The sequence below is a fragment of the Sulfitobacter sp. 1A13679 genome (genome assembly GCF_043557115.1).
GTDB lineage: Bacteria > Pseudomonadota > Alphaproteobacteria > Rhodobacterales > Rhodobacteraceae > Sulfitobacter > Sulfitobacter faviae.
Map to the genome: position 1 here is coordinate 23,397 of NZ_JBIFFO010000030.1, position 19,258 is coordinate 42,654.

Annotated in this window: 20 protein-coding genes; 9 read left to right on the top strand and 11 right to left on the bottom strand. The window is 62.2% G+C overall.

What is annotated here, in order from left to right; genetic code table 11:
- Positions 1–13 precede the first annotated feature (13 nt).
- From ACGYLA_RS18145 to ACGYLA_RS18180, 8 genes are all read right to left on the bottom strand, one after another.
- Entirely contained in the window at positions 14–139 is a 126-nt protein-coding gene (locus tag ACGYLA_RS18145; protein WP_259950196.1) for a hypothetical protein, read from the bottom strand.
- 34 nt (positions 140–173) lie between these two features.
- Positions 174–1,373, bottom strand: a complete 1,200-nt coding sequence (locus ACGYLA_RS18150) for a formate dehydrogenase subunit gamma (RefSeq protein ID WP_394434329.1) — start codon at positions 1,371–1,373, stop codon at positions 174–176.
- A gap of 68 nt (positions 1,374–1,441) precedes the next feature.
- A complete protein-coding gene (gene fdh3B, locus ACGYLA_RS18155; RefSeq protein ID WP_067266580.1) occupies positions 1,442–2,035 on the bottom strand; it encodes a formate dehydrogenase FDH3 subunit beta in 594 nt (197 codons plus the stop codon).
- A 12-nt stretch (positions 2,036–2,047) separates the two neighbouring features.
- Positions 2,048–5,035: a formate dehydrogenase subunit alpha gene (locus tag ACGYLA_RS18160; RefSeq protein ID WP_394434331.1), complete on the bottom strand. Its 2,988-nt coding sequence runs from the start codon at positions 5,033–5,035 to the stop codon at positions 2,048–2,050.
- Positions 5,036–5,136: 101 nt separating this feature from the next.
- Positions 5,137–5,349 carry a twin-arginine translocation signal domain-containing protein gene (locus ACGYLA_RS18165; RefSeq protein WP_394434333.1) on the bottom strand — a complete coding sequence of 71 codons (213 nt, stop codon included), beginning with the start codon at positions 5,347–5,349 and terminating at the stop codon, positions 5,137–5,139.
- Positions 5,350–5,414: 65 nt separating this feature from the next.
- Positions 5,415–6,023 (bottom strand): molecular chaperone, encoded by a 609-nt coding sequence (locus ACGYLA_RS18170; protein ID WP_067266571.1) that lies wholly within the window; start codon positions 6,021–6,023, stop codon positions 5,415–5,417.
- The gene (locus ACGYLA_RS18175) at positions 6,020–6,652 is read right to left on the bottom strand and encodes a DUF3306 domain-containing protein (protein ID WP_209219220.1); all 633 of its coding nucleotides are present in this window, start codon (positions 6,650–6,652) and stop codon (positions 6,020–6,022) included. The genes ACGYLA_RS18170 and ACGYLA_RS18175 overlap by 4 nt, the downstream gene beginning before the upstream one ends.
- Positions 6,649–7,188: a DUF3305 domain-containing protein gene (locus tag ACGYLA_RS18180; RefSeq protein WP_067266595.1), complete on the bottom strand. Its 540-nt coding sequence runs from the start codon at positions 7,186–7,188 to the stop codon at positions 6,649–6,651. The genes ACGYLA_RS18175 and ACGYLA_RS18180 overlap by 4 nt, the downstream gene beginning before the upstream one ends.
- A gap of 381 nt (positions 7,189–7,569) precedes the next feature.
- Between ACGYLA_RS18180 and ACGYLA_RS18185 the strand changes: the two genes are divergently transcribed.
- The 5 genes from ACGYLA_RS18185 to ACGYLA_RS18205 are packed head-to-tail and all read left to right on the top strand — an operon-like array spanning position 7,570 to position 12,035.
- On the top strand, positions 7,570–9,534 hold the full coding sequence (locus ACGYLA_RS18185) for a 4Fe-4S binding protein (RefSeq protein WP_394434336.1): 1,965 nt from the start codon (positions 7,570–7,572) through the stop codon (positions 9,532–9,534).
- A gap of 26 nt (positions 9,535–9,560) precedes the next feature.
- A complete protein-coding gene (locus tag ACGYLA_RS18190) occupies positions 9,561–9,764 on the top strand; it encodes a DUF6494 family protein (protein WP_394434338.1) in 204 nt (67 codons plus the stop codon).
- A gap of 5 nt (positions 9,765–9,769) precedes the next feature.
- Complete coding sequence (apbC, locus tag ACGYLA_RS18195) at positions 9,770–10,840, top strand: iron-sulfur cluster carrier protein ApbC (RefSeq protein WP_394434340.1); 1,071 nt, start codon at positions 9,770–9,772, stop codon at positions 10,838–10,840.
- Positions 10,837–11,553, top strand: a complete 717-nt coding sequence (locus ACGYLA_RS18200; protein ID WP_394434342.1) for a DUF4444 domain-containing protein — start codon at positions 10,837–10,839, stop codon at positions 11,551–11,553. Before apbC ends, ACGYLA_RS18200 begins: the two co-directional genes overlap by 4 nt.
- Positions 11,550–12,035, top strand: coding sequence for a DUF6505 family protein (locus tag ACGYLA_RS18205; RefSeq protein WP_394434344.1), 486 nt, complete (start codon positions 11,550–11,552; stop codon positions 12,033–12,035). The genes ACGYLA_RS18200 and ACGYLA_RS18205 overlap by 4 nt, the downstream gene beginning before the upstream one ends.
- A gap of 42 nt (positions 12,036–12,077) precedes the next feature.
- Here ACGYLA_RS18205 and ACGYLA_RS18210 read toward each other — a convergent pair whose 3' ends face one another.
- Genes ACGYLA_RS18210 through ACGYLA_RS18220 form a run of 3 tightly spaced genes read right to left on the bottom strand, consistent with a single transcriptional unit; the run spans position 12,078 to position 14,301 of the window.
- Complete coding sequence (locus ACGYLA_RS18210; RefSeq protein WP_394434347.1) at positions 12,078–12,890, bottom strand: substrate-binding domain-containing protein; 813 nt, start codon at positions 12,888–12,890, stop codon at positions 12,078–12,080.
- The gene (locus ACGYLA_RS18215; RefSeq protein WP_394434349.1) at positions 12,887–13,600 is read right to left on the bottom strand and encodes an energy-coupling factor ABC transporter ATP-binding protein; all 714 of its coding nucleotides are present in this window, start codon (positions 13,598–13,600) and stop codon (positions 12,887–12,889) included. The genes ACGYLA_RS18210 and ACGYLA_RS18215 overlap by 4 nt, the downstream gene beginning before the upstream one ends.
- Positions 13,597–14,301 carry an ABC transporter permease gene (locus ACGYLA_RS18220; RefSeq protein WP_394434351.1) on the bottom strand — a complete coding sequence of 235 codons (705 nt, stop codon included), beginning with the start codon at positions 14,299–14,301 and terminating at the stop codon, positions 13,597–13,599. The genes ACGYLA_RS18215 and ACGYLA_RS18220 overlap by 4 nt, the downstream gene beginning before the upstream one ends.
- 451 nt (positions 14,302–14,752) lie before the next feature.
- Here ACGYLA_RS18220 and repA point away from each other — a divergent pair, with 451 nt between their 5' ends.
- From repA to ACGYLA_RS18240, 4 genes are all read left to right on the top strand, one after another.
- A complete protein-coding gene (gene repA / locus ACGYLA_RS18225) occupies positions 14,753–15,928 on the top strand; it encodes a plasmid partitioning protein RepA (RefSeq protein WP_394434353.1) in 1,176 nt (391 codons plus the stop codon).
- Positions 15,928–16,923: a plasmid partitioning protein RepB gene (gene repB / locus ACGYLA_RS18230; protein ID WP_394434355.1), complete on the top strand. Its 996-nt coding sequence runs from the start codon at positions 15,928–15,930 to the stop codon at positions 16,921–16,923. The genes repA and repB overlap by 1 nt, the downstream gene beginning before the upstream one ends.
- 178 nt (positions 16,924–17,101) lie before the next feature.
- On the top strand, positions 17,102–18,262 hold the full coding sequence (gene repC / locus ACGYLA_RS18235) for a plasmid replication protein RepC (RefSeq protein WP_394434357.1): 1,161 nt from the start codon (positions 17,102–17,104) through the stop codon (positions 18,260–18,262).
- Between the two features lie 133 nt (positions 18,263–18,395).
- On the top strand, positions 18,396–19,258 hold an 863-nt coding region (locus tag ACGYLA_RS18240; RefSeq protein WP_394434359.1), incomplete at its 3' end, for a cache domain-containing protein.

Consider the following 19,258-nt stretch of genomic DNA (forward strand, 5'->3'; position numbering starts at 1 on the left):
TGCCTCTTTGGTGTCAGTCCAGCCGGACGTTTTCACCTGAATAGACCTCGGCGGAGGAAAAGCCTATCTCATGCAGCCCGAAATAGGCCACGACGCCGATCACCGCGACGCCCAGGAACCCTGCCAACATGGCTTTCATCGCGCGACTCCTTTGATTTGAACGCCGCCGCCCGTCATTCTGCGGGGGTCCGTTTGTCTTGTTTGACCTCATCGAGCCAGAGCGAATGGTGCTGTTCGGCCCAACGCTCATCGACCTCGCCATCGCCCATGGCGTCAAAGGCGCCTTCCATGCCGAGCGTCCCGATGTAGATATGGCCCAAGATCACCGCCATCATCAGAAAGCCGATGATCGCGTGCCACAGCTGGGCATATTGCATTTCGGCATGCGGCGTCAGATCGCCCTGAAGCGGACCAAAGCCTGCGGCCTCGGCCATGCCGATGTCATTGATGATGTTGAACGTATGCCCGAAAAGCTGGATCTCGAAGGGAAAGAGCAGCGACAGCCCTGAGAGCGAGACCGAGAAGCCCAGCAGGATCACGGCCCAGAAGACGATCTTTTGGCCGAAGTTGAACTTCTTGGCGGGCGGGTGTTTGTCACCGATGAAACCGCCGCCCTGTTTGATCCAGACCCAATCGGTCTTGTTCGGGATATTGTGCCAAATCCACATGACGAAGACCATGACGAGCGCAATCATGAAGGCCCATGAGACGTTGTTGTGGATGAACTTCGACCCGGTCAACAGGGTCGAGTTGAACTCATGCCCCAGCAAAGGGATGACGACCTTGCGGCCAAAGAGCGTGGCCAAGCCCGTCAGCGCGAGCAGGATGAACGAGCCCGCCAGCATCCAATGCGCGAAACGCTCAATGGCTTTAAAGCGGGTGACGGTGCGCCCGACCTTGCCGCCTTCGATCCGGATCCGGCCTCGCAGAAGGTAAAAGAGCAGCAGAACGGCCAGCGTCCCGGCGAGCAGCCAAGCGCCATAGGTCGCCAGTGGGCCTTCGCGGAATTGCTGCCACCACATCCCGTTGTCTTGAACAAGGACGCGGCCCGTCTTGTTCATCGTACTCACGCGCACGGGCAATTCGTTATAGCGGATGCCACGCCACAGGTCAGGGTCAGAGCGTCCGCCGAGCGGGCCAAGGCTTGGCACCGTGGCCGCATCGCCGCCCAGATTGTTGCGCCTGAACCCATCGTCGATCTCTGCGCCGTTCTGACGCCGTTCGATATCGGCCAAGTTCTGCGCGCCGCCGGTGCTGGCGCGGTCGATGGCCGAGGGGGTCGCGTTCTCAGGCAGGCGCACGTCCTGCGCCGTGACGCTGACCGGCAGCGCGGCCAAGGCGAGAATGAAAAGAGCCATCAGGTGGCGCAGCATGGGAAATCCCCCGGCTAGACAGATATGGAGAAAAGGGACGGCCCGATCAGGCCGCCCCCCGAAAGCCGTTACTGGCCCTTTTGCTCGTAAGCCGTGCCCCAGCCCCAAGCGCCGGAGCCGAAGCCGCGTGCGACCACGCGCTCGCGGTAGATGTCCGAGACCATGTCCCCGTCACCCGCCAGCAGCGCCTTGGTCGAGCACATCTCGGCGCAGATCGGCAGTTTGCCTTCGGCGATCCGGTTGCGGCCATACTTCTGGAACTCGGCTTGGCTGTGGTTTTCCTCGGGGCCGCCAGCGCAGAAGGTGCATTTGTCCATCTTGCCGCGGCTGCCGAAGTTGCCGGCCTGCGGGTACTGCGGCGCGCCGAAGGGGCAGGCGTAGAAGCAGTAGCCGCAGCCGATGCAGAGGTCTTTGGAGTGCAGCACGATGCCGTCGTCGGTCTGGTAGAAACAATCCACCGGGCAGACCGCCATGCAGGGCGCGTCCGAACAGTGCATGCAGGCGACCGAAATCGAGCGTTCGCCCGGCTGGCCGTCCTGAATGGTCACCACGCGGCGGCGGTTGATGCCCCAAGGCACCTCGTGTTCGTTCTTACAAGCCGTGACACATGCGTTGCATTCAATGCAGCGCTCGGCATCGCAGAGAAACTTTGCTCTTGCCATTCTCTTGTCTCCTTACGCTGGCATGATCTTGCAGAGAGTCGCTTTGGTCTCCTGCATTTGTGTGACTGAATCGTAGCCGTAGGTCTGCACGGTGTTGGTGCTTTCGCCCAGCACGATCGGGTCGGCCCCGTCGGGGTATTTGTCCCGCAGGCTGACGCCGCCCATGTGCCCGCCGAAGTGGAAGGGCATGAAGGCCACGCCCTCCCCCACCCGTTCGGTGACCAAGGCCATCACCTTGATCTTGCCGCCCTCCGGGCCTTCGACCCAGACATCCGCCCCGTCGCGGACGCCGAGGTTGTTGGCGTCACGGGTGTTGATCTCGATGAACATGTTCTGTTGCAGCTCGGCCAGCCATGGGTTCGACCGGGTCTCATCCCCGCCGCCCTCATATTCGACCAGACGGCCAGATGTGAGGATGATCGGGAATTCCTGCGAGAAGTCGTTCTTTTGGATCGACGCATAGAGCGTCGGCACCCGCCAGAAGGTCTTGTCGTCATAGGTCGGATAATCCGCCACCAGATCACGCCGGTTGGAATAAAGCGGCTCGCGGTGTTTCGGCACCGGATCGGGGAAGGTCCAGACCACGCAGCGGGCCTTGGCGTTGCCGAAGGGGGCGCAGCCATGCGCGATCGCCACCCGCTGGATGCCGCCCGACAGGTCGGTCTTCCAGTTGATGCCGCCGACTTGGGCCACATAATCGGAATCGATCTCACCCTGCTGCGAGGTTTCGCCGACTTCTGCTTGCCCGTCATCCGCGTTTTGTGGCGCTTCGTAGCCGGCGACCGCTTCGATGATGCGGCGCTCATCCGCTGTCAGGTCACCGTCCCAACCCAGATCCATCAGCATCTGCATGGTGAATTCGGGATAGCCATCCTTGATCTCGGACCCTTTGGAATAAACGCCCTCGGCCAGCAGGTTTTCACCATCACGCTCCACGCCGAAACGCGCGCGGAAGGTCAGGCCACCATCGGCCACCGGCAGCGACATGTCGTAGAGGTTCGCGGTGCCGGGGTGCTTCATCTCGGGCGTGCCCCAGCAGGGCCACGGCATACCGTAGTAATCGCCATCCGCCGGGCCGCCGACGGCACGCAGCGTGGTTTTGTCGAAAGTATGCTGGTTCTGCATGTGCATCTTCATCCGCTCGGGCGACTGCCCGGTGTAGCCGATGGTCCACATGCCCTTGTTGAACTCGCGTGTCAGATCCTCGATGAGCGGCTCTTCACCATTCACCTCGATGTTGCGGAACATGCGATCTTCAAAGCCGAACTTCTTGGCGAACTTATAGAGGATCGTGTGGTCGGGCAGGCTCTCAAACAGCGGCTCCACGACCTTTTCGCGCCACTGGAGCGAGCGGTTCGATGCGGTGACCGAGCCGGAGGTTTCAAACTGCGTACAGGCCGGCAGAAGATAGGTGTCTTCGGTCCGGTCATGCAGAACGGCGGAAACGGTGGGGTATGGGTCGACCACAACCAAGAGGTCGAGTTTCTCCATCGCCGTTTTCATCTCGCCCTGACGGGTTTGCGAGTTCGGCGCGTGGCCCCAGAGCACCATCGCTTTGGTGTTGTCGGGCTGTTCGAGGTTCTCACGATCTTCAAGCACGCCGTCGATCCAACGCGATACCGGGATGCCGGTGAGGTTGATCATGCGCTGCTCTTCGCCTGCGCCATCGGTCCAAGCGGCGAAACGGCTCTGGATCCACTCCAGATCCTCACCCCAAACGCGCGCCCAATGCGCCCAAGAGCCATCGGACAGACCGTAGTAACCCGGCAGCGTGTCGGCCAGAACGCCAAGGTCAGTGGCACCCTGCACGTTGTCGTGGCCGCGGAAGATGTTGGTGCCGCCGCCCGCGGTGCCCATGTTGCCAAGGGCCAGCTGCAGGATGCAGTAGGCACGGGTGTTGTTGTTGCCGTTGGTGTGCTGTGTGCCACCCATGCACCAGATCACGGTGCCGGGACGGTGGTTGGCCAGCGTGCGCGCGACACGCTCAAGCTGGGAGCCGGGCACGCCGGTGACGCGCTCGACCTCGTCCGGCGTCCAGTTGGCGACTTCCTTGCGGATCTCATCCATGCCCCAGACGCGGGTGCGGATGAATTCCTCATCCTCCCAGCCGTTCTCGAAGATGTGGTAGAGAAGGCCCCAAACCAGTGCCACGTCCGAACCGGGGCGCATGCGCACATACTCATCCGCGTGGGCAGCGGTGCGGGTGAAGCGCGGGTCGCAAACGATGAGCGACGCGTTGTTTTCCTCTTTCGCCTTCAGCACGTGCTGGAGCGAGACGGGGTGCGCCTCGGCGGGGTTGCCGCCGATTATGAAGATCGCCTTGGACTTGTGGATGTCATTGTAGCTGTTGGTCATGGCGCCGTAGCCCCATGTGTTCGCCACGCCCGCCACGGTGGTGGAGTGACAAATCCGCGCTTGGTGGTCGACGTTGTTGGTACCCCAGTAAGCCGCGAACTTGCGGAACAGGTAGGCCTGTTCGTTGGAGTGTTTCGCCGAACCGAGCCAGTAGACAGAATCCGGACCAGAGGTGTCACGGATCGACAGCATCTTGTCGCCGATCTCGTTGATCGCCTGCTCCCAAGAGATGCGCTGCCATTCACCGCCGACTTTCTTCATCGGGTACTTCAGGCGACGCTCACCATGGGCGTGCTCACGGACCGAAGCGCCCTTGGCGCAATGCGCGCCGAGGTTGAAGGGGCTGTCCCAGCCGGGCTCCTGACCCAGCCAAACACCGTCCGACACTTCGGCGATGACGGTACAACCGACCGAGCAATGGGTGCAGACGGATTTCTTGACTTCCATCTTGCCGCTGACAGCGGCGGTGGCGGCGCTGGCCTGTTGCACGCTGCCCGCGGAGCCCGCGATTGCGGCAAGTCCACCGATGGCAAGTCCCGAGCCGCGCAGGAACGCGCGCCGGTCAATACCGCTGCGCGCCACATCGGACATGATGCCTGTCCGCTGCGCAGACCGCGCGACCCCATTGGTCTTTTTCCTCAACATATCTTCACTCCCTATGCGCGGGCTGGCCCCGCCTGAGGTGGCTATTGAACGGCGGGCGTTGTCGCCCTGCCAATTTTCGGGGCCGCGCCCCGGTTATCTGGTCAGAACCGCGCAGCGGCGTAATAGGCCCGCGTGTGTTCGGTGTCTTGAATACGGTCCGACGACAGGTCGGGCGCCTTGGCCGCTTCGGCCTCGGTCCCGGTGGTGGCCACGGCGACGGCGGCCAAAGGCCCGGCGCTGCCCGCGAATTTCAGGAAGTCGCGCCGATCCTTGCGAACGGCTGTGTCGGTGGTTCCCTCTGGCTTGCGTGTCATCTTCTCTCTCCTGTTACGTCTCTTGTTCAGGGGCGCGCGGCCCCGCCTGTCTCATCCCGCTTGGTCTAGTCGTCTTTGCTCAGCCGGAAAGCTTCGGCCTCGATCTGCATGAAGGCGCGGCCAATCTTGCCCACCGGGGCGTAAAAGACCGAGTTTTTCGCGCCTTCTAGGTCGGCAAAGAAATGCCCGGCCCAAGGGGCGATATGCCGGTTAAAGAATGTCTTTTGCTGCGCCACCGTGGCGGGGGCCGAGAAACGGCCTGCGATCATCGCGCCCATCATCTCCATCAATGAGGCGATGTTGTCTTCGGGCTCGAACACATTCGCCGCCCGCTCCAACCCGCGGGCGACCATGTCTTGGCGCAGCGCTGCCAGCGGCTTTTCGTTGAGAAAGCCGGTGAGGTAGAAGCTGGCATAGGGCAACAGTTCGCCCCGGCCCAAACCGATAAAGAGCCGGTTGAACTCGCTCTCGGCGCCTGCGGGTTTGGTCTTGGCGGCCAGTTTGGAGAGCGCTTTGAACCCCTGCCCCAATTCGCTGTCGTCGCCCGACAGGGCGGCACATTGATCCAGCAGGATCTGATCCGGCGGGCCGGAAAGGATAAGCCCCATGAAGTTGTAGAGGTCCGCGCGCAGGCGGTCTTCTTCGGGCAGGGGCGTCGCGGCCAATTGGGTCATGCGCTGCTACCTTCCATGTCCTGTGCCAGATCGCTGGCGAAGTGAAACCGCATGCGGCGGTGGGTCGGCGCAGGCTGCGCCTCGGCGTCTTCTTCGGGGGTCACCGTCTGCGCCTCGTAAGGCGCGTCTTGAGCCAGAGCCGTTTCGGTGCGCCGCGGGCCCGGCACGACGACATCATGGGTCGGCGCCAGCGCGGGCGCTTCTGCCTCAACAGCCTCTTCCGGCGCGTCAGCTTCGGCGGTCAGCACCTCTTCGACCTTAGCGACCATGCCCCGGCCCACTTTGTAGATCGTGTTGACCGGCTTTCCAGCGGTGGCCGCCGCGGTGTAATCGTCGTCATAGTCGTTCAACCCGTCGAGGCAGGCGAGCACCGGATTGGTTTTCCAAAAACTGCGCAGCGCACGGGTCTTGAGCCGTTGCGGCAGTTGCGCCTTGAGAAAGGCACGCAGCTGTTCGCCGCTTACCAGATCCTCGGGCGCGGGCAGGTCGAACTCGGCCAGCAGATCATCATCGCTGCGCTCGGCCAGTGCGGCCTCTTCGGCGGCGGCGGCGCGGGCTTCGTGAAGCCGCGCTTCGGCCTCCGCCTCGGCGGCGACGGCAGCGCGGCGCTTTTGCCAGAAACCGCTCATGCCAGACGCTTTCGTTTCAACGCGGGCGAGGCGTAGATGTCGGCGGGCTTTTCAATGCGCGGGTCGCCGATACCGTCTTGCTTGCGATCGGTGCGCAGACGATCCCGGCGGCGTTTGACGAAGGCTTCCTCTTGATGGAACTCTTCGACGAATTCCTGCACCCATGCGATCAGCCCCGGCGTCATCGCGACCTTTTCCACGACCTCTTCGGCGCTGTCGCAATAGTCCTGCGCCTCATAGGGCGAGGCCGTGACGAGGGCGAGTTTGAAGGGTCGGTCTGTCGCACCGGGAATGGGGCGCATCACGACATAGACACATGGCACATCCGCGCCCAGCCCGTGCACATAGGCCTCGGTCTCGGCGCCGTGGAGCTCCAGCTTAAGGGTCGCGGCGTGGTATTCGACGGTCTCACCCTCGCGGCGCAGCTCACGCCAATCCGCCTTTTCCGCACCGGGCAGCACGGCGGTCGCTTTCCAGCTCCACTTGGCCCAACGGGTCACACCCGGCGCGCGCCGCAGTACAATGCCCAAGGGCATCGTCCGATACATTGTCGGGTTGTGAATCAAGTCGCTCCTCCGTTTCGAAGACTTTCGCCGGAAAGCCCGGTCCGGGGGAAGCGCTAATCCGCGCCGAGGCCCGAAAAACCCGGCTTTCGAGACAAGATGGCCCGCCGGTTCTGCCCGTCAATGGCGCCTCGGCCTATTTGTCTAACTTGAGTATTTTGATCGGAAAACCGACAAATCGCCGATATCGAATCACCCGGGCGGCAAGGAGCCGCGCCGCCCCGCCGATCGCCCCTGTCGCGACGCGGTCGCGGGGCGAATTTCGGTTGTAGGGGGTGGCAAATCCCGTCTAGCTTGGGGCCTCAGCCGCCGCCGGAGAGGCCGCGGATTGACGGGCGAGATAAGGGAAAATTCATGGCCAAGACATTGATAACATGCGATTGCGCAGGGTCGCAGCGTATCGATTCCGATGCATTGGCCGAGCGTAGCGGTTTGGCGGTCTCCCCCCCCTGTTCGGCCCTTTGCACCACCCAGATCGACCGCGCGGCCAAGGCGCTCACCGCGGGCGATGCGATTTTATGCTGCACCCAAGAAGAGCGGGTCTTTACCGAATTGGCCGAGGAATTGGGCCTGCCCCCTGCCCCCCTGTTGGACCTGCGCGACCGGGCCGGATGGTCCGATGACCCCCGGGACAAACTACCCAAAATGTCCGCCCTCGCGACGGAAGCGCTGTTGGACGTTCCAGCTGAGAAAACCATCGATGTTGCCTCCGAAGGGCTCTGCCTGATCATAGGGCGCGGCCCGGCAGCGCTGGAGGCGGCGGCGCAGCTCAAGGACCACCTCAGCGTCACGCTTCTGATGGACGATGCGGTGACTGAGGCCGAAGACAATCTGCCCGAGGTCCGCGACTTCGACCTCATCTCAGGCAAACTGCGCCGCGCCAAGGGAGCGCTCGGCCAGTTCGAGCTGGTGATCGACGCGCTGCGGCAGGTCGATCCGCGCGGCCGTGGTCCGCTGAACTGGACCGAGCCGCGCAACGGCGCCCGCAGCCAATGCGACATCATCCTCGATCTGCGCGGCGAGACCCCGCTTTTCCCGGCGCACGAAAAACGCGAAGGCTACCTGCGCGCCGATCCCGGCCATCCGCCCGCTGTCGCCGCTGCTATCCTGGCGGCCTCGCATCTGACCGGCACCTTCGAGCAGCCGCTCTATGTCCGCACCGAGCCGCTGCTCTGCGCCCATTCCCGCGCCGGGCAAACAGGCTGCACTGCCTGCCTCGACCTCTGCCCCACCGGCGCGATCACGCCCGACGGCGATCACGTCACCGTCGATCCGATGATCTGTGCGGGCTGCGGCGCCTGTTCCTCTGCCTGCCCCTCAGGCGCGATCAGCTATGATGCGCCGCCGGTGGATTTCACCATGCGCCGGGTCCAGACGCTGGCGCGCGCCTATCTCGAAGCGGGCGGCGAAGCACCGCGCCTGCTAGTCCACGATGCCCACGGCGCCGAGATGATCCGCCTCGCCGCGCGCCACGGCCGCGGCCTGCCGGCGGACGTGGTGCCGATAGAGCTCGACGCGCTCGCCGCCTTCGGCCATGCCGAAGCGCTTGCCGCCCTCGCCGCCGGTTTCGCCCAAGTCTCGCTGCTCCTCGGCCCCAAGGCCGACCGGGATGCCATCGAGACCCAGACCGCGCTGGCCCGCGCCATCGCGGGCGAGGCGCGGATGTCCCTCATCGACACGCCCGACCCCGAGGCGCTGACCGACATCCTCTACGATGGCGCGGCCTCTGCCCCCGTCGCCCAGCCGGTGCGCCCCATGGGCAGCCGCCGCCAGATTGCCCGCCAATCCGCGCGCGCGCTGAACCCCGAAGCCGAGGTGCTGGACCTGCCCGCCGGCGCCCCCTACGGTGCCGTGCTCGTGGACAAGGACGCCTGCACGCTCTGCCTTTCCTGCGTCTCGCTCTGCCCCTCGGGGGCGCTTGGCGATAACCCGGACCTGCCGCAGCTGCGCTTTCAGGAGGACGCCTGCCTGCAATGCGGCCTCTGCGCCAATGTCTGCCCCGAGGATGCCATCACCCTCGCGCCGCGCCTCGACCTGACCGAGGCGGCGCTGAGCCAGCGTGTGCTTAACGAGGAAGAACCCTTTGCCTGCGTGGAATGCGGCAGCCTCTTCGGCGTGAAATCCACCGTCGAGCGGATCACCGACAAGCTGCGCAGCCATTCCATGTTTGCCGACGAGGCCAAGCTGCGGATGATCCAGATGTGCGATGACTGCCGCATCAATGCGCAGTATCACAGCACCAATAACCCGATGACAGGCGGCGATCGCCCCCGTCCCCGCACCACCGACGATTACCTCTCCAAACGGCGCGACCACTAGGCCGCCCTCAAGCACAGGAGCCCCCCATGAGCGAAGACTTCAACATGTCGATGCGCAAGTTTCTCAAGCAGGTCGGCGTGACCTCGCAACAGGCCATCGAAAAGGCCATGCGCGAGCATGACACGAGCGGCAAAACCTTCCCGGTAAAGGCCGTGATCTCGATCCCCGAACTGGGTCTGGAACATACCATCGACGGCACCATCGCCGGCGCGGACAAGGACGAGGCATAAGCGACGTGACTGCCAGCAGAGACGCGGTCCTGACCGCCTTGAAGACCGTGACCGATCCGGCCACGGGCACCGATATCGTGGCCAGCGGCGTGATGCGCGCGCTCAACGTGGACGCCGCGGGCGCGGTGCGTTTCGTGATGGAAATTCCGCCCGCGCAGGCCAAGGCCTACGAGGAGGCCAAGGCGCAGGCTGAAGCCGCGCTGGCACAGGTCGAGGGGGTCTCGAAGGTCTCCATCGTGCTGACCGGCCACAGCGAGAAGGCTCCGCCCCCGGACCTCAAGCCGCAGCGCAAAGCGGAGCCTTCGGGCCCGCAGAAGATCCCCGGTGTGGAGCGGATCATCGCCGTGGCCTCGGGCAAGGGCGGCGTGGGCAAATCCACGGTTTCGGCGAACCTCGCCTGTGCGCTTGCCGCGCAAGGCCGGCGGGTTGGCCTGCTCGATGCCGATGTCTACGGCCCCAGCCAGCCGCGGATGCTCGGCGTTTCGGGCCGTCCGGCCTCGCCCGATGGCAAGACCATCCTGCCGATGCGCAACCACGGCGTCACCATGATGTCGATCGGGCTCATGACGAACGAGGATCAGGCCGTGGTCTGGCGCGGGCCGATGCTGATGGGCGCGCTGCAGCAGATGATGACGCAGGTGCAATGGGGCGCGCTCGACGTGCTGATCGTGGACCTGCCGCCGGGCACCGGCGACGTGCAGATGACGCTGGCGCAAAAGGCGCAGGTCGACGGCGCGGTGATCGTCTCTACCCCGCAGGATGTGGCCCTGATCGACGCCCGTAAGGGCATCGACATGTTCAACCAACTCAAGGTGCCGATCCTCGGCATGATCGAGAACATGTCGACCCATGTCTGCTCGAACTGCGGTCACGAGGAACATGTCTTCGGTCACGGCGGTGTCGCCTCCGAAGCCGAGAAATGGGGCGTGCCGCTGCTCGCCGAGGTGCCGCTCGACCTGCAGATCCGTCTTGCCTCCGACGGCGGCGCGCCGATCACCGTGAGCCAGCCCGACAGCAAGCAGGCCGCGGCTTTCCACGTCATCGCCAAGACATTGGTCGACAGCGGCGCGGCATGAGCGAAGACCTGTCCTTTCCCCCGTTGATGTCGGGCGAGGCGGTGACGGGCGATGCCCTCGCCGCCGCCTGCGCCCGCGCGGCCGAGGGCTGCGACGCGGGGCTGATTTGCTACCGGTTGGGCGAGACGGAGATCGAGGCCGCGCTGGTCTTCGCCCCCGAGGTGCCGCTGGCGCGCGCCGTGGCGATGCTGCCGCTCTGCGGGGTGGGCTTCCAAAATGCACTCGGCGCGCTGTCGCCGCCTGAGGTGGCGGTGCAGCTCGACTGGGACGGCGGCATCCGCCTTAACTGCGCTTCCTGTGGCCGCTTTCGCATGGTGGCGTCCACGAGTGACGCTGAGACGGTGCCCGACTGGCTCGTCGTGGGCTTCACCCTGCCGCTCTACCCCGCCGACGATCCCAAGATGACTCAAACTGGTCTTACCCCCGATCAAACCGCGCTTTATGCCGAAGGCTGCGCCGAGGTCCAGCCCCCTGCCCTCGTGGAATCCTGGGCGCGGCACAGCATGCATTGGATCAACCGCTGGGAAGACCTCGGCCCGAAAGCGCTGCATAATGAATGGCGCGGGCTGGTCTTCAACCTCGACACGCAGGTGACCGTGCAGGGCCAAAGCGGTACATTCATCGGTGTCGACGAGGATTTCGGCATGTTACTGCGCGACGGAGAGACCACCCGTCTCATCCCGCTCACCACCCTATTGGAGCCCGCCCCATGACCCTGAAACTCGCCCGCGCGATCCATTTCGACGAAAGCGACCGCAACGTCTTCGCCTCCCCCGCCCGCACCGGCGAATGGTGCATCTCGGGCGGTTTCGAGTTCTCCGACTGGACCGAAGGCGATCTGACCGGCAAGGCGCGCCAAGCCTTCGCCAACGGCTGGCTTGGGCTAGAGACCTTCGGCCGCGTCACCTTCGTCGCCGTCACGCAGATCGAAGAGGCCGAGGTCGAGACCCTCGCCGCACTGCTGGCGCAGCATTTCGTGACATACTACGGCGCGCCCTCGGTCGATGCCGCGCGCCCCGTGGCGAAAGAGGAACTTGCGCAGATGGCCGATCTCTGCGCCGACCACGCGCCCAATTGCCTGCTCACCGTGGCGCGCGAGTTGACCGAGGCGGGCGTGCGCGAAAGCTTCCGCATGATCCAGCCGCAGGACGCGGGGCTCGAGCAATTCGCCATCCACGGCGATCTGCCCGAATGAACCACCCGCGCCCCGGCAGGCGCGGATGGTCTCTAACAAAGGCTATTCAGCGTCTGCCGCGTTGAAGACAAAGAGCGTCTCACCGTTGATCTTGTAGTCATTAATCAAGGTTTTCGCGCGGTCTGATGTCAGCCAATCCTCCAACTTCAAGGCCAGTTCGTTTTTCACATGCCCATGCATTTCGGGATTCACCGGCAGATAGGCATATTGGTTAAACAGAACCGGATCGCCCGCGTAGAGCAGCGCCAGATCGCCTTTGTTTCCGAAGTTCAGCCAGCTCGCGCGGTCTGACATGACATAGGCGGGCATCCCCGACGCGGTGTTTAGCGCGGCGCCCATGCCCGCGCCGACAGCGTTGTACCAATCCCCAAACGTCGCCGGGTCAAGGCCCGCTTCGGCCCAGAGCGACAGTTCCTTCTTATGGGTGCCGCTGTCGTCCCCCCGGCTCACGAAGGCAGTCTCCGCCTCGGCGATTGCGCCCAAGGCAGCCGTGGCCGCCTCAGACCCTTCAATGCTCGCCGGATCGTCTTTCGGCCCGATGAAGACGAAATCGTTATACATGATCTCGGTCCGGTGGCTGCCAAAGCCGCCCTCGACAAAGGCTTCCTCCGCCTTGCGCGAATGGACGAGGATCGCATCCACGTCGCCCGCCTCGCCCAGTTTGATCGCTTGGCCGGTGCCGACGACCAACAGTTGAACGTCCAGATCGAGGTCCGCCGCGATCTCGGGCAGGAGCACGTCCGCAAGGCCCGAGTTGTTGAACGAGGTGGTCACCGCCATCTTCATCACATCCGCGGCCTGCGCGGCACTGCTCATCGCCAGCGCGGAAATTGCGCCGATCATCCAATGTTTCATTCTACGATATCTCCTCTTAGAAATGCCTGAGCCTCTGCGGTCTCAGGTCGGTTGAAAAACACATTTGCGGGACCGGCCTCATGCAGACGGCCCCCCAGCAAAAACAACACGTCATCGGCCAAGCGACGGGCCTGGCCAAGGTCATGTGTCGATAGGATCAGCCGCGTGCCGGTCGATTTCGCCGATTGCAAAATCGCCTCGATCTCTCGCGTCGCGCGCCCGTCCAATGCGGCACAGGGCTCATCCAGAAACAGCAATTTGGGTTTGCAGATCAGTGCACGGGCAAGGGCCAGCTTTTGCTGCTCACCGCCCGAGAGCACCGGGGCCGCGCGGCCCAAAAGCGGCTCTAACCCGACGCGGTTGGCCCATTCCTCGGCTTCTTTTCGAGCGTGGGCCTTTGACACGCCGCGCAGGAGCAAGGGGTAGATGAGGTTCTCAAGCACCGTCCGCCGCAGCATGACCGGGCGCTGAAAGACAAATGCTTGGTGATGCCGCGCCTCCTCGGTCGAGCAAGCCCACTCGATCTCTCCGGCCGAGAGCCGGGCGGTGCCGTGCAGCAGCTGTAGCAGCGTGGTCTTCCCTGCGCCGTTCGGCCCCATCACAACCGTAGCGCCCTGCCCGTCCAGCGTCAGATCGATCGGCCCGACCAGCCGCTGCCCCCGCCTGCGGCTTTCGATCGCTTTGGTTTGCATCGGGAAAAGTTGCGTCACCACCGGCCCTCCCGCTCCGTCCGGCCCAGCCAATGGATGGCGAGGTTCACCGCCACCGCAAGCCCGATCAGCACAAACCCAAGGGCGAGCGCGAGGGCGAACTCCCCCTTCCCGGTTTCAAGCGCGATGGCCGTGGTCAACACACGCGTCGCATGGTCGATATTGCCGCCGACGATCATGATCGCTCCGACCTCACCAATCGCGCGGCCAAACCCCGCAAGTGCCGCAGTCAGCAACGCGCGGCGCGAGTCCCAGAGCAGTGTCCGTATTTTCTGGCCCTGCGTGACATTCATCGAAATCAGAAGGTCATGATATTCCTGCCAAAGCTCACGGATCGACTGATGCGCGATGGAAGCGATCAGCGGCACGATAATGATCACCTGCGCGATGATCATCGCCGGGGGGGTGAAGAGCAGTCCGAACACCCCAAGCGGCCCGGAACGGGAGAGAACCACATAGACGATCAGCCCCACCACGACCGGCGGCAGCCCCATGAGCGCGTTCAATATGGCAATGACCAACCGCCTTGCGCGGAACCGTTTGACGGCGACCAAAGCGGCGAGGGGCAGTGCGATCAGGCAGGCGACAGCCAAAGCAAAGAGGGTGACACGAAGAGACCGGCCGGCGATCTCCACCAGCTCGGCATCGAAGGTAAAGACAAGCCAAAAGGCCTGCGTCATACCGCTCCAAATATCGACCATCTCGCGGAGGCCTCCCCCGAATAGGAGCCCGCGGCCCCATCGCCCGCGCAGAGTGTCAGGACTATCCTTCGGGCGCCAGAGTCTATGGGCGTGAAATTACCTAGGAAGACAGGCTGGCTTTGATTTTACCTCGCTCAGAAGGACAGAAGGTCAAGTTGACCCACCTGTGATTCCCGCGAAAGGAAGGATGTGGCTCTAACAAGGGGGAGCGGACGTGCGCGTGGGGTTAACTCGTGGTTGGCGAGGGCCTTTTGCCGCAAGAATAGTTTTATTGTTTATCTACAGTCACTTCTGTCGAGTGGGACATTCTATCTTTGCGTTTGGCCAGATAATTAATGCCGCCTTACCCTCTCCTTCCGCAAGAATCTATTGCAAGCTTCGCTCCAATCGCATTAAGTAACGGAAACAAAAGCGCTACCGAATAATAGCGTTACTGAGAGCGAGGGCAGATGTGACGGACACGGTACACATCAATACACGGATCCGCCGTAATGCGGAAACGCTTTCCGAGGCGTTGGAAAGTCACATGCTGAAGGTCTTTGCGCCCGACGCGCGCAAGGAGTTGCGCCGGTTCTCCGCCGGGGAAGCGGCTGAATTGCTTGGCATTTCCACGAGCTTCCTTCGCAAACTCCATTTCGACAATAAGATCGTCGATGTCCAGACCAGCCCGGGCGGGCGGCGGCACTATAGGGCGGACGATCTACTGTCGATCCGACGGACATTGGAATCCACCGCTAAAACCCGCGGCGCCTATCAACGCGGCCGTCGTGAAGGGGACAAACTGCAAGTTTTGTCCTTTTTGAACTTCAAGGGCGGTAGCGGCAAAACCACGAGCGCGATCCACGCGGCACAGCGGCTGGCCCTTAAAGGCTATCGCGTGCTCTGTGTCGATATCGACCCTCAAGCGTCTCTAACAACGCTGTTTGGCTATCGGCCTGAGTATGATTTCCTGAACTCCGGCACCATCTACGATGCGATCCGCTATGATGATCCCGTGCCCTTGGCCAATGTGATCCAAAACACCTTCTTTACGGGCATTGATTTGGCCCCGGGCGGCTTGATGCTGCAGGAGTTCGAGCACGAAACGCCTCAGGCACTGCTTAACAATACGCAACCACCGTTTTTCGCGCGTTTGGCGACATCCTTGCAGGACGTAGAGCAGAATTACGACGTGGTGATCTTCGATTGTCCGCCGCAATTGGGCTATCTGACCATGTCGGCGCTCTGCGCCTCGACGGGTGTGTTGATCACAGTGGTTCCGAATATGCTCGACGTCGCATCGATGTCGCAATTCCTTCAGATGAGCGCCGATCTGCTCGATGTCGTCTCTAACGCGGGGGCAAGCATGGAGTTCGACTTCCTGCGCTTCCTCATCAATCGTTACGAGCCGAATGACGGGCCGCAGCAGCAGGTTCTATCCTTTTTGCGGCAACTCTTTGACGAGGAAGTCATGGTGGCCCCGATGCTGAAATCCACCGCGATTTCTGACGCGGGACTAACCCATCAGACAATCTATGAGGTTGACCGGTCGCAGTTTCATCGGACGACCTATGACCGCGCGGTGGATTCACTCAATCTTGTGAATGATGAGATCGAAAGCATGATCCAAAAAGCATGGGGGCGGTAATGGCACGTAAAGGTATTCTATCATCTGCTCCGGCGAAATCTCCAAAGACGGAGCCGCCGAAAACACCCGTGTTAGAGCCGAATAAGAGCCGGAACAAGCCTAGCCTTATGCCCCGCGGGGCTGTTGGGGCGCTTCAGTCCTCACTGAACCGGATGCAAGAGAATGCAGTTCAAGAATTGGACGGCAGCCTGATTGATATGGCCGGCATCGAAGACCGCTTAGGGACTGATACGCAGTCACAAAAACAGCTTCATGACAGTCTAAAGACCTATGGCCAGCAGGTCCCGGTTCTGGTTCGGCCGCATCCGGAAACCCCGGGACGGTTCGAGATTGTCTACGGGCGGCGGCGACTTCAGGCTCTGAAAGCGCTTGGGATGCCGGTTAAAGCGATGGTGCGTCAATTGGATGACCACGCTTTGGTAATGGCGCAGGGCCAAGAGAACACGGCCCGTCAGGATCTCTCTTTCATCGAGAAAGCGAGTTTTGCGGCTCAGCTCGATGCGGGGGGGCATGACCGGCAGACAATTGCGGATGCGCTTTCGATCGACCTGCCAATGGTCAGCCGGATGCTTAAGGTCGGCCATGCGTTCGCTTTGCCCTTTCTGCGGCAGATCGGGTCGGCGCCATCCATCGGGCGTGATCGCTGGATGGCGCTGGTCAAGTTGTTTGAACAACCGAGCGCGAAAGAACGGGCAGTAAAACGAATGGCGCGGCCCGATTGGGAAAGGTTCACCTCGGATGAACGGTTTGAGGCGATTTTCGCCGAGGCCTCAGCGATCCCAGAAAAGTCAGCCGCCTCCCCTGCCCCATCAGCAAAGCCCCGAACGCTGCGGAGCCGAGATGGCAAAGCACTGGCGGACATTCGCAGCGGCAAACGCGGTGTCACGGTCACCGTGCCCGCCCGCGCAGCGGAGGGTTTTGATAAATGGCTCGATGCCCATGCAGAAGAGCTTTTGCAGGAGATTCACGACCGCTGGCAGAAGACCCGCGCGTGAGACATTGAGGAAGTAGCAACAGGAGGCACATCCAAGACCACAAAAGAAAAGCCCCCCAGGATAAATCCCGGAAGGCCCTTCTCAAACTTTGCACCTTCGAGATAGCCCCAAAGATTTATCGATGTCAACTCTACCCGCTGGGATAGGGCCGGTATTTTGTTGTCTTTCGTGATTTTAAATGAAAAACACGTTCCGAACTGCGTTCGGGCGGCCTAAATCGGCTACCCAAGTGGAATGCAAGGGGCCGGACAAATGGGCTTTGCTCGACCGGCTGACAACCGCGGCAGAGGCCTTTGAGCTGTCGCACCGCACTCTTACCGTATTGAAGGCTTTGCTGAGTTTCCTACCAAGCCGGCATATTCCAGATGGCGCGGCAGGCATTGTATTCGCTTCGAACGCCCGACTTTCTGAACGGCTGCATGGCATGCCCGAGAGCACTCTAAGGCGGCATCTGGCGCAGTTGGTCCGTGTGGGGCTGATTGCGCGGCATGATAGCCCGAACCGAAAGCGTTTTGCGCGAAACCAAGGTGGCGCGATTGCGCTGGCCTTTGGCTTTGACCTCGCCCCTCTTGTGGTTCAGGCAACGATGATTGAGACGGCAGCTCAAGCAGCCGAGGCAGAGCAGGAGCGCTTGCAGGCGCTGAGGGACCGCGTGCTGGTCCTCCGCCATGCGCTGATCCGTGAGGGTTGCGGCGAGGGATTGGCTGATGAGGCGGGCCGGGTTCTGCGGCGCAAACCGGATGAAATGGCGTTGTCTCAGCTTGAGAAGGCGCTGCGCGGGAGCCTTGAAAATGCCCGTGGAAAAGAACCTGTAGGCGAAACAGCACCCGTCCCCCCTGCCCCGCTTACGGATCAAATGAGCGCCAACGACGGCGAAAATGAGCGGCACATACAGGATTCAGATAAATCCTATTTTGACTCTGAAGAGCTCGGCAACGGTGATATGGCCTCTCGTACGGCTGACAAAGCCGAACCTGATTATTCTGAGAAAGAAGAAGGCGTATCATTCGCGGATGTCGTGGACGCCTGCACAGAGGCTCGCAGTTTTTTCCCGGATGCGATGGGAAACTGGGGAGACCTTGTGCGGGTCGGAGACCGGATTGCACCGATGCTGGGGATTGACCCGCCTGTGTTAAATGAGGCAAAACGAGACATGGGCGCGGAGAGCGCTGCGGTAACGGTGCTCTGCTTGCTTGAGAAAGCCGCGACAATCCGTAGCCCCGGAGCTTATCTGAGGCGTTTGACGCAGATGGCCCGAAATGGTGCCTTTTCCCTTGGTCCGATGGTCTCAGCCTTGGCAAACCGACGAAATTGTCAGCTGACAATTCGAAAAGCATAGGTTTTACAGTAGCTTAGGTTAAATGGCGCCTGGCAATTTGAGAAATTGAGCCTTATAGCGGGCAAAATCCCTCCATATGCTTCACCCTCTTAGGCGCAACGGCTAACTTAGGTGAAGCTCTCCGGGAAAACCCATGACCTCTGTTCGCCTCCGCCTGCTTATCCTCGCGCTCACACCGCTCATTGTGCTGATGCCGCTTCTGTTGGTTCTGGGCATGTCCCGCTGGACGGCAGATTATGACGAAGTCCTCATCGCGAATGTTGAAAGCGAGCTGAGGATCGCCAACCAGTATCTCGCGCGGTTGTTGGCGCAGACGGGGAATGAGTTGGACGCCGTCGCGGGGTCCGTTGAATTCGCCCGGCAGCTTGATAGCCCGACGGCAGAACAAGCGGCTTTCTTTGCTGTAACACAGGACCGGCTGGGATTGGATTTTCTGCAATTCCTCCCCATCGACGTCGCCGTCGAAGACGGAGAGGATTGGCCGGTGATCGCCCGCGCCGCGCGTGGTCAAAGCGGAGCGGAGATCGATGTATTCAGCAACGCACGGCTGACAAGGTTGAACGACGCCCTCGTGCTTCGCGCGCAGGTCCCGGTGATTGATACGCCCGCCGCCGTGCCCACGGACCGAAAGATTGAAGATCGCGGCATGGTGGTTCACGCCGCGAGCCCGGTTAACTTGGACGGCAGGCAGGGGGTCTTGGTCGGCGGGATGCTGTTGAACCGCAACCTCGACTTTATCGATACGATCAATGACCTCGTGTATCTCAATGCGGTGACCGGTGGGGACAGGCAGGGCACGGCGACGCTTTTCCTAGATGACCTGCGCGTCTCGACCAATGTGCGCCTTTTCGAAGATGTGCGCGCCCTCGGCACCCGGGTCTCGGCAGAGGTGCGGGAGGCCGTGTTGATTGAGGGGCGCACTTGGCTCGACCGGGCCTTCGTGGTGAACGATTGGTACATCTCTGGCTACCAGCCGATCACGGATAGTTTCGGCGA

Bases quoted from the DNA above. Each gene is read 5' to 3' on its own strand.
- ACGYLA_RS18145 (WP_259950196.1), bottom strand. From the start codon at position 139: ATGAAAGCCATGTTGGCAGGGTTCCTGGGCGTCGCGGTGATCGGCGTC.
- ACGYLA_RS18150 (WP_394434329.1), bottom strand. From the start codon at position 1,373: ATGCTGCGCCACCTGATGGCTCTTTTCATTCTCGCCTTGGCCGCGCTG.
- fdh3B (WP_067266580.1), bottom strand. From the start codon at position 2,035: ATGGCAAGAGCAAAGTTTCTCTGCGATGCCGAGCGCTGCATTGAATGC.
- ACGYLA_RS18160 (WP_394434331.1), bottom strand. From the start codon at position 5,035: ATGTTGAGGAAAAAGACCAATGGGGTCGCGCGGTCTGCGCAGCGGACA.
- ACGYLA_RS18165 (WP_394434333.1), bottom strand. From the start codon at position 5,349: ATGACACGCAAGCCAGAGGGAACCACCGACACAGCCGTTCGCAAGGAT.
- ACGYLA_RS18170 (WP_067266571.1), bottom strand. From the start codon at position 6,023: ATGACCCAATTGGCCGCGACGCCCCTGCCCGAAGAAGACCGCCTGCGC.
- ACGYLA_RS18175 (WP_209219220.1), bottom strand. From the start codon at position 6,652: ATGAGCGGTTTCTGGCAAAAGCGCCGCGCTGCCGTCGCCGCCGAGGCG.
- ACGYLA_RS18180 (WP_067266595.1), bottom strand. From the start codon at position 7,188: ATGCCCTTGGGCATTGTACTGCGGCGCGCGCCGGGTGTGACCCGTTGG.
- ACGYLA_RS18185 (WP_394434336.1), top strand. From the start codon at position 7,570: ATGGCCAAGACATTGATAACATGCGATTGCGCAGGGTCGCAGCGTATC.
- ACGYLA_RS18190 (WP_394434338.1), top strand. From the start codon at position 9,561: ATGAGCGAAGACTTCAACATGTCGATGCGCAAGTTTCTCAAGCAGGTC.
- ACGYLA_RS18200 (WP_394434342.1), top strand. From the start codon at position 10,837: ATGAGCGAAGACCTGTCCTTTCCCCCGTTGATGTCGGGCGAGGCGGTG.
- ACGYLA_RS18205 (WP_394434344.1), top strand. From the start codon at position 11,550: ATGACCCTGAAACTCGCCCGCGCGATCCATTTCGACGAAAGCGACCGC.
- ACGYLA_RS18210 (WP_394434347.1), bottom strand. From the start codon at position 12,890: ATGAAACATTGGATGATCGGCGCAATTTCCGCGCTGGCGATGAGCAGT.
- ACGYLA_RS18220 (WP_394434351.1), bottom strand. From the start codon at position 14,301: ATGGTCGATATTTGGAGCGGTATGACGCAGGCCTTTTGGCTTGTCTTT.
- repB (WP_394434355.1), top strand. From the start codon at position 15,928: ATGGCACGTAAAGGTATTCTATCATCTGCTCCGGCGAAATCTCCAAAG.
- repC (WP_394434357.1), top strand. From the start codon at position 17,102: ATGAAAAACACGTTCCGAACTGCGTTCGGGCGGCCTAAATCGGCTACC.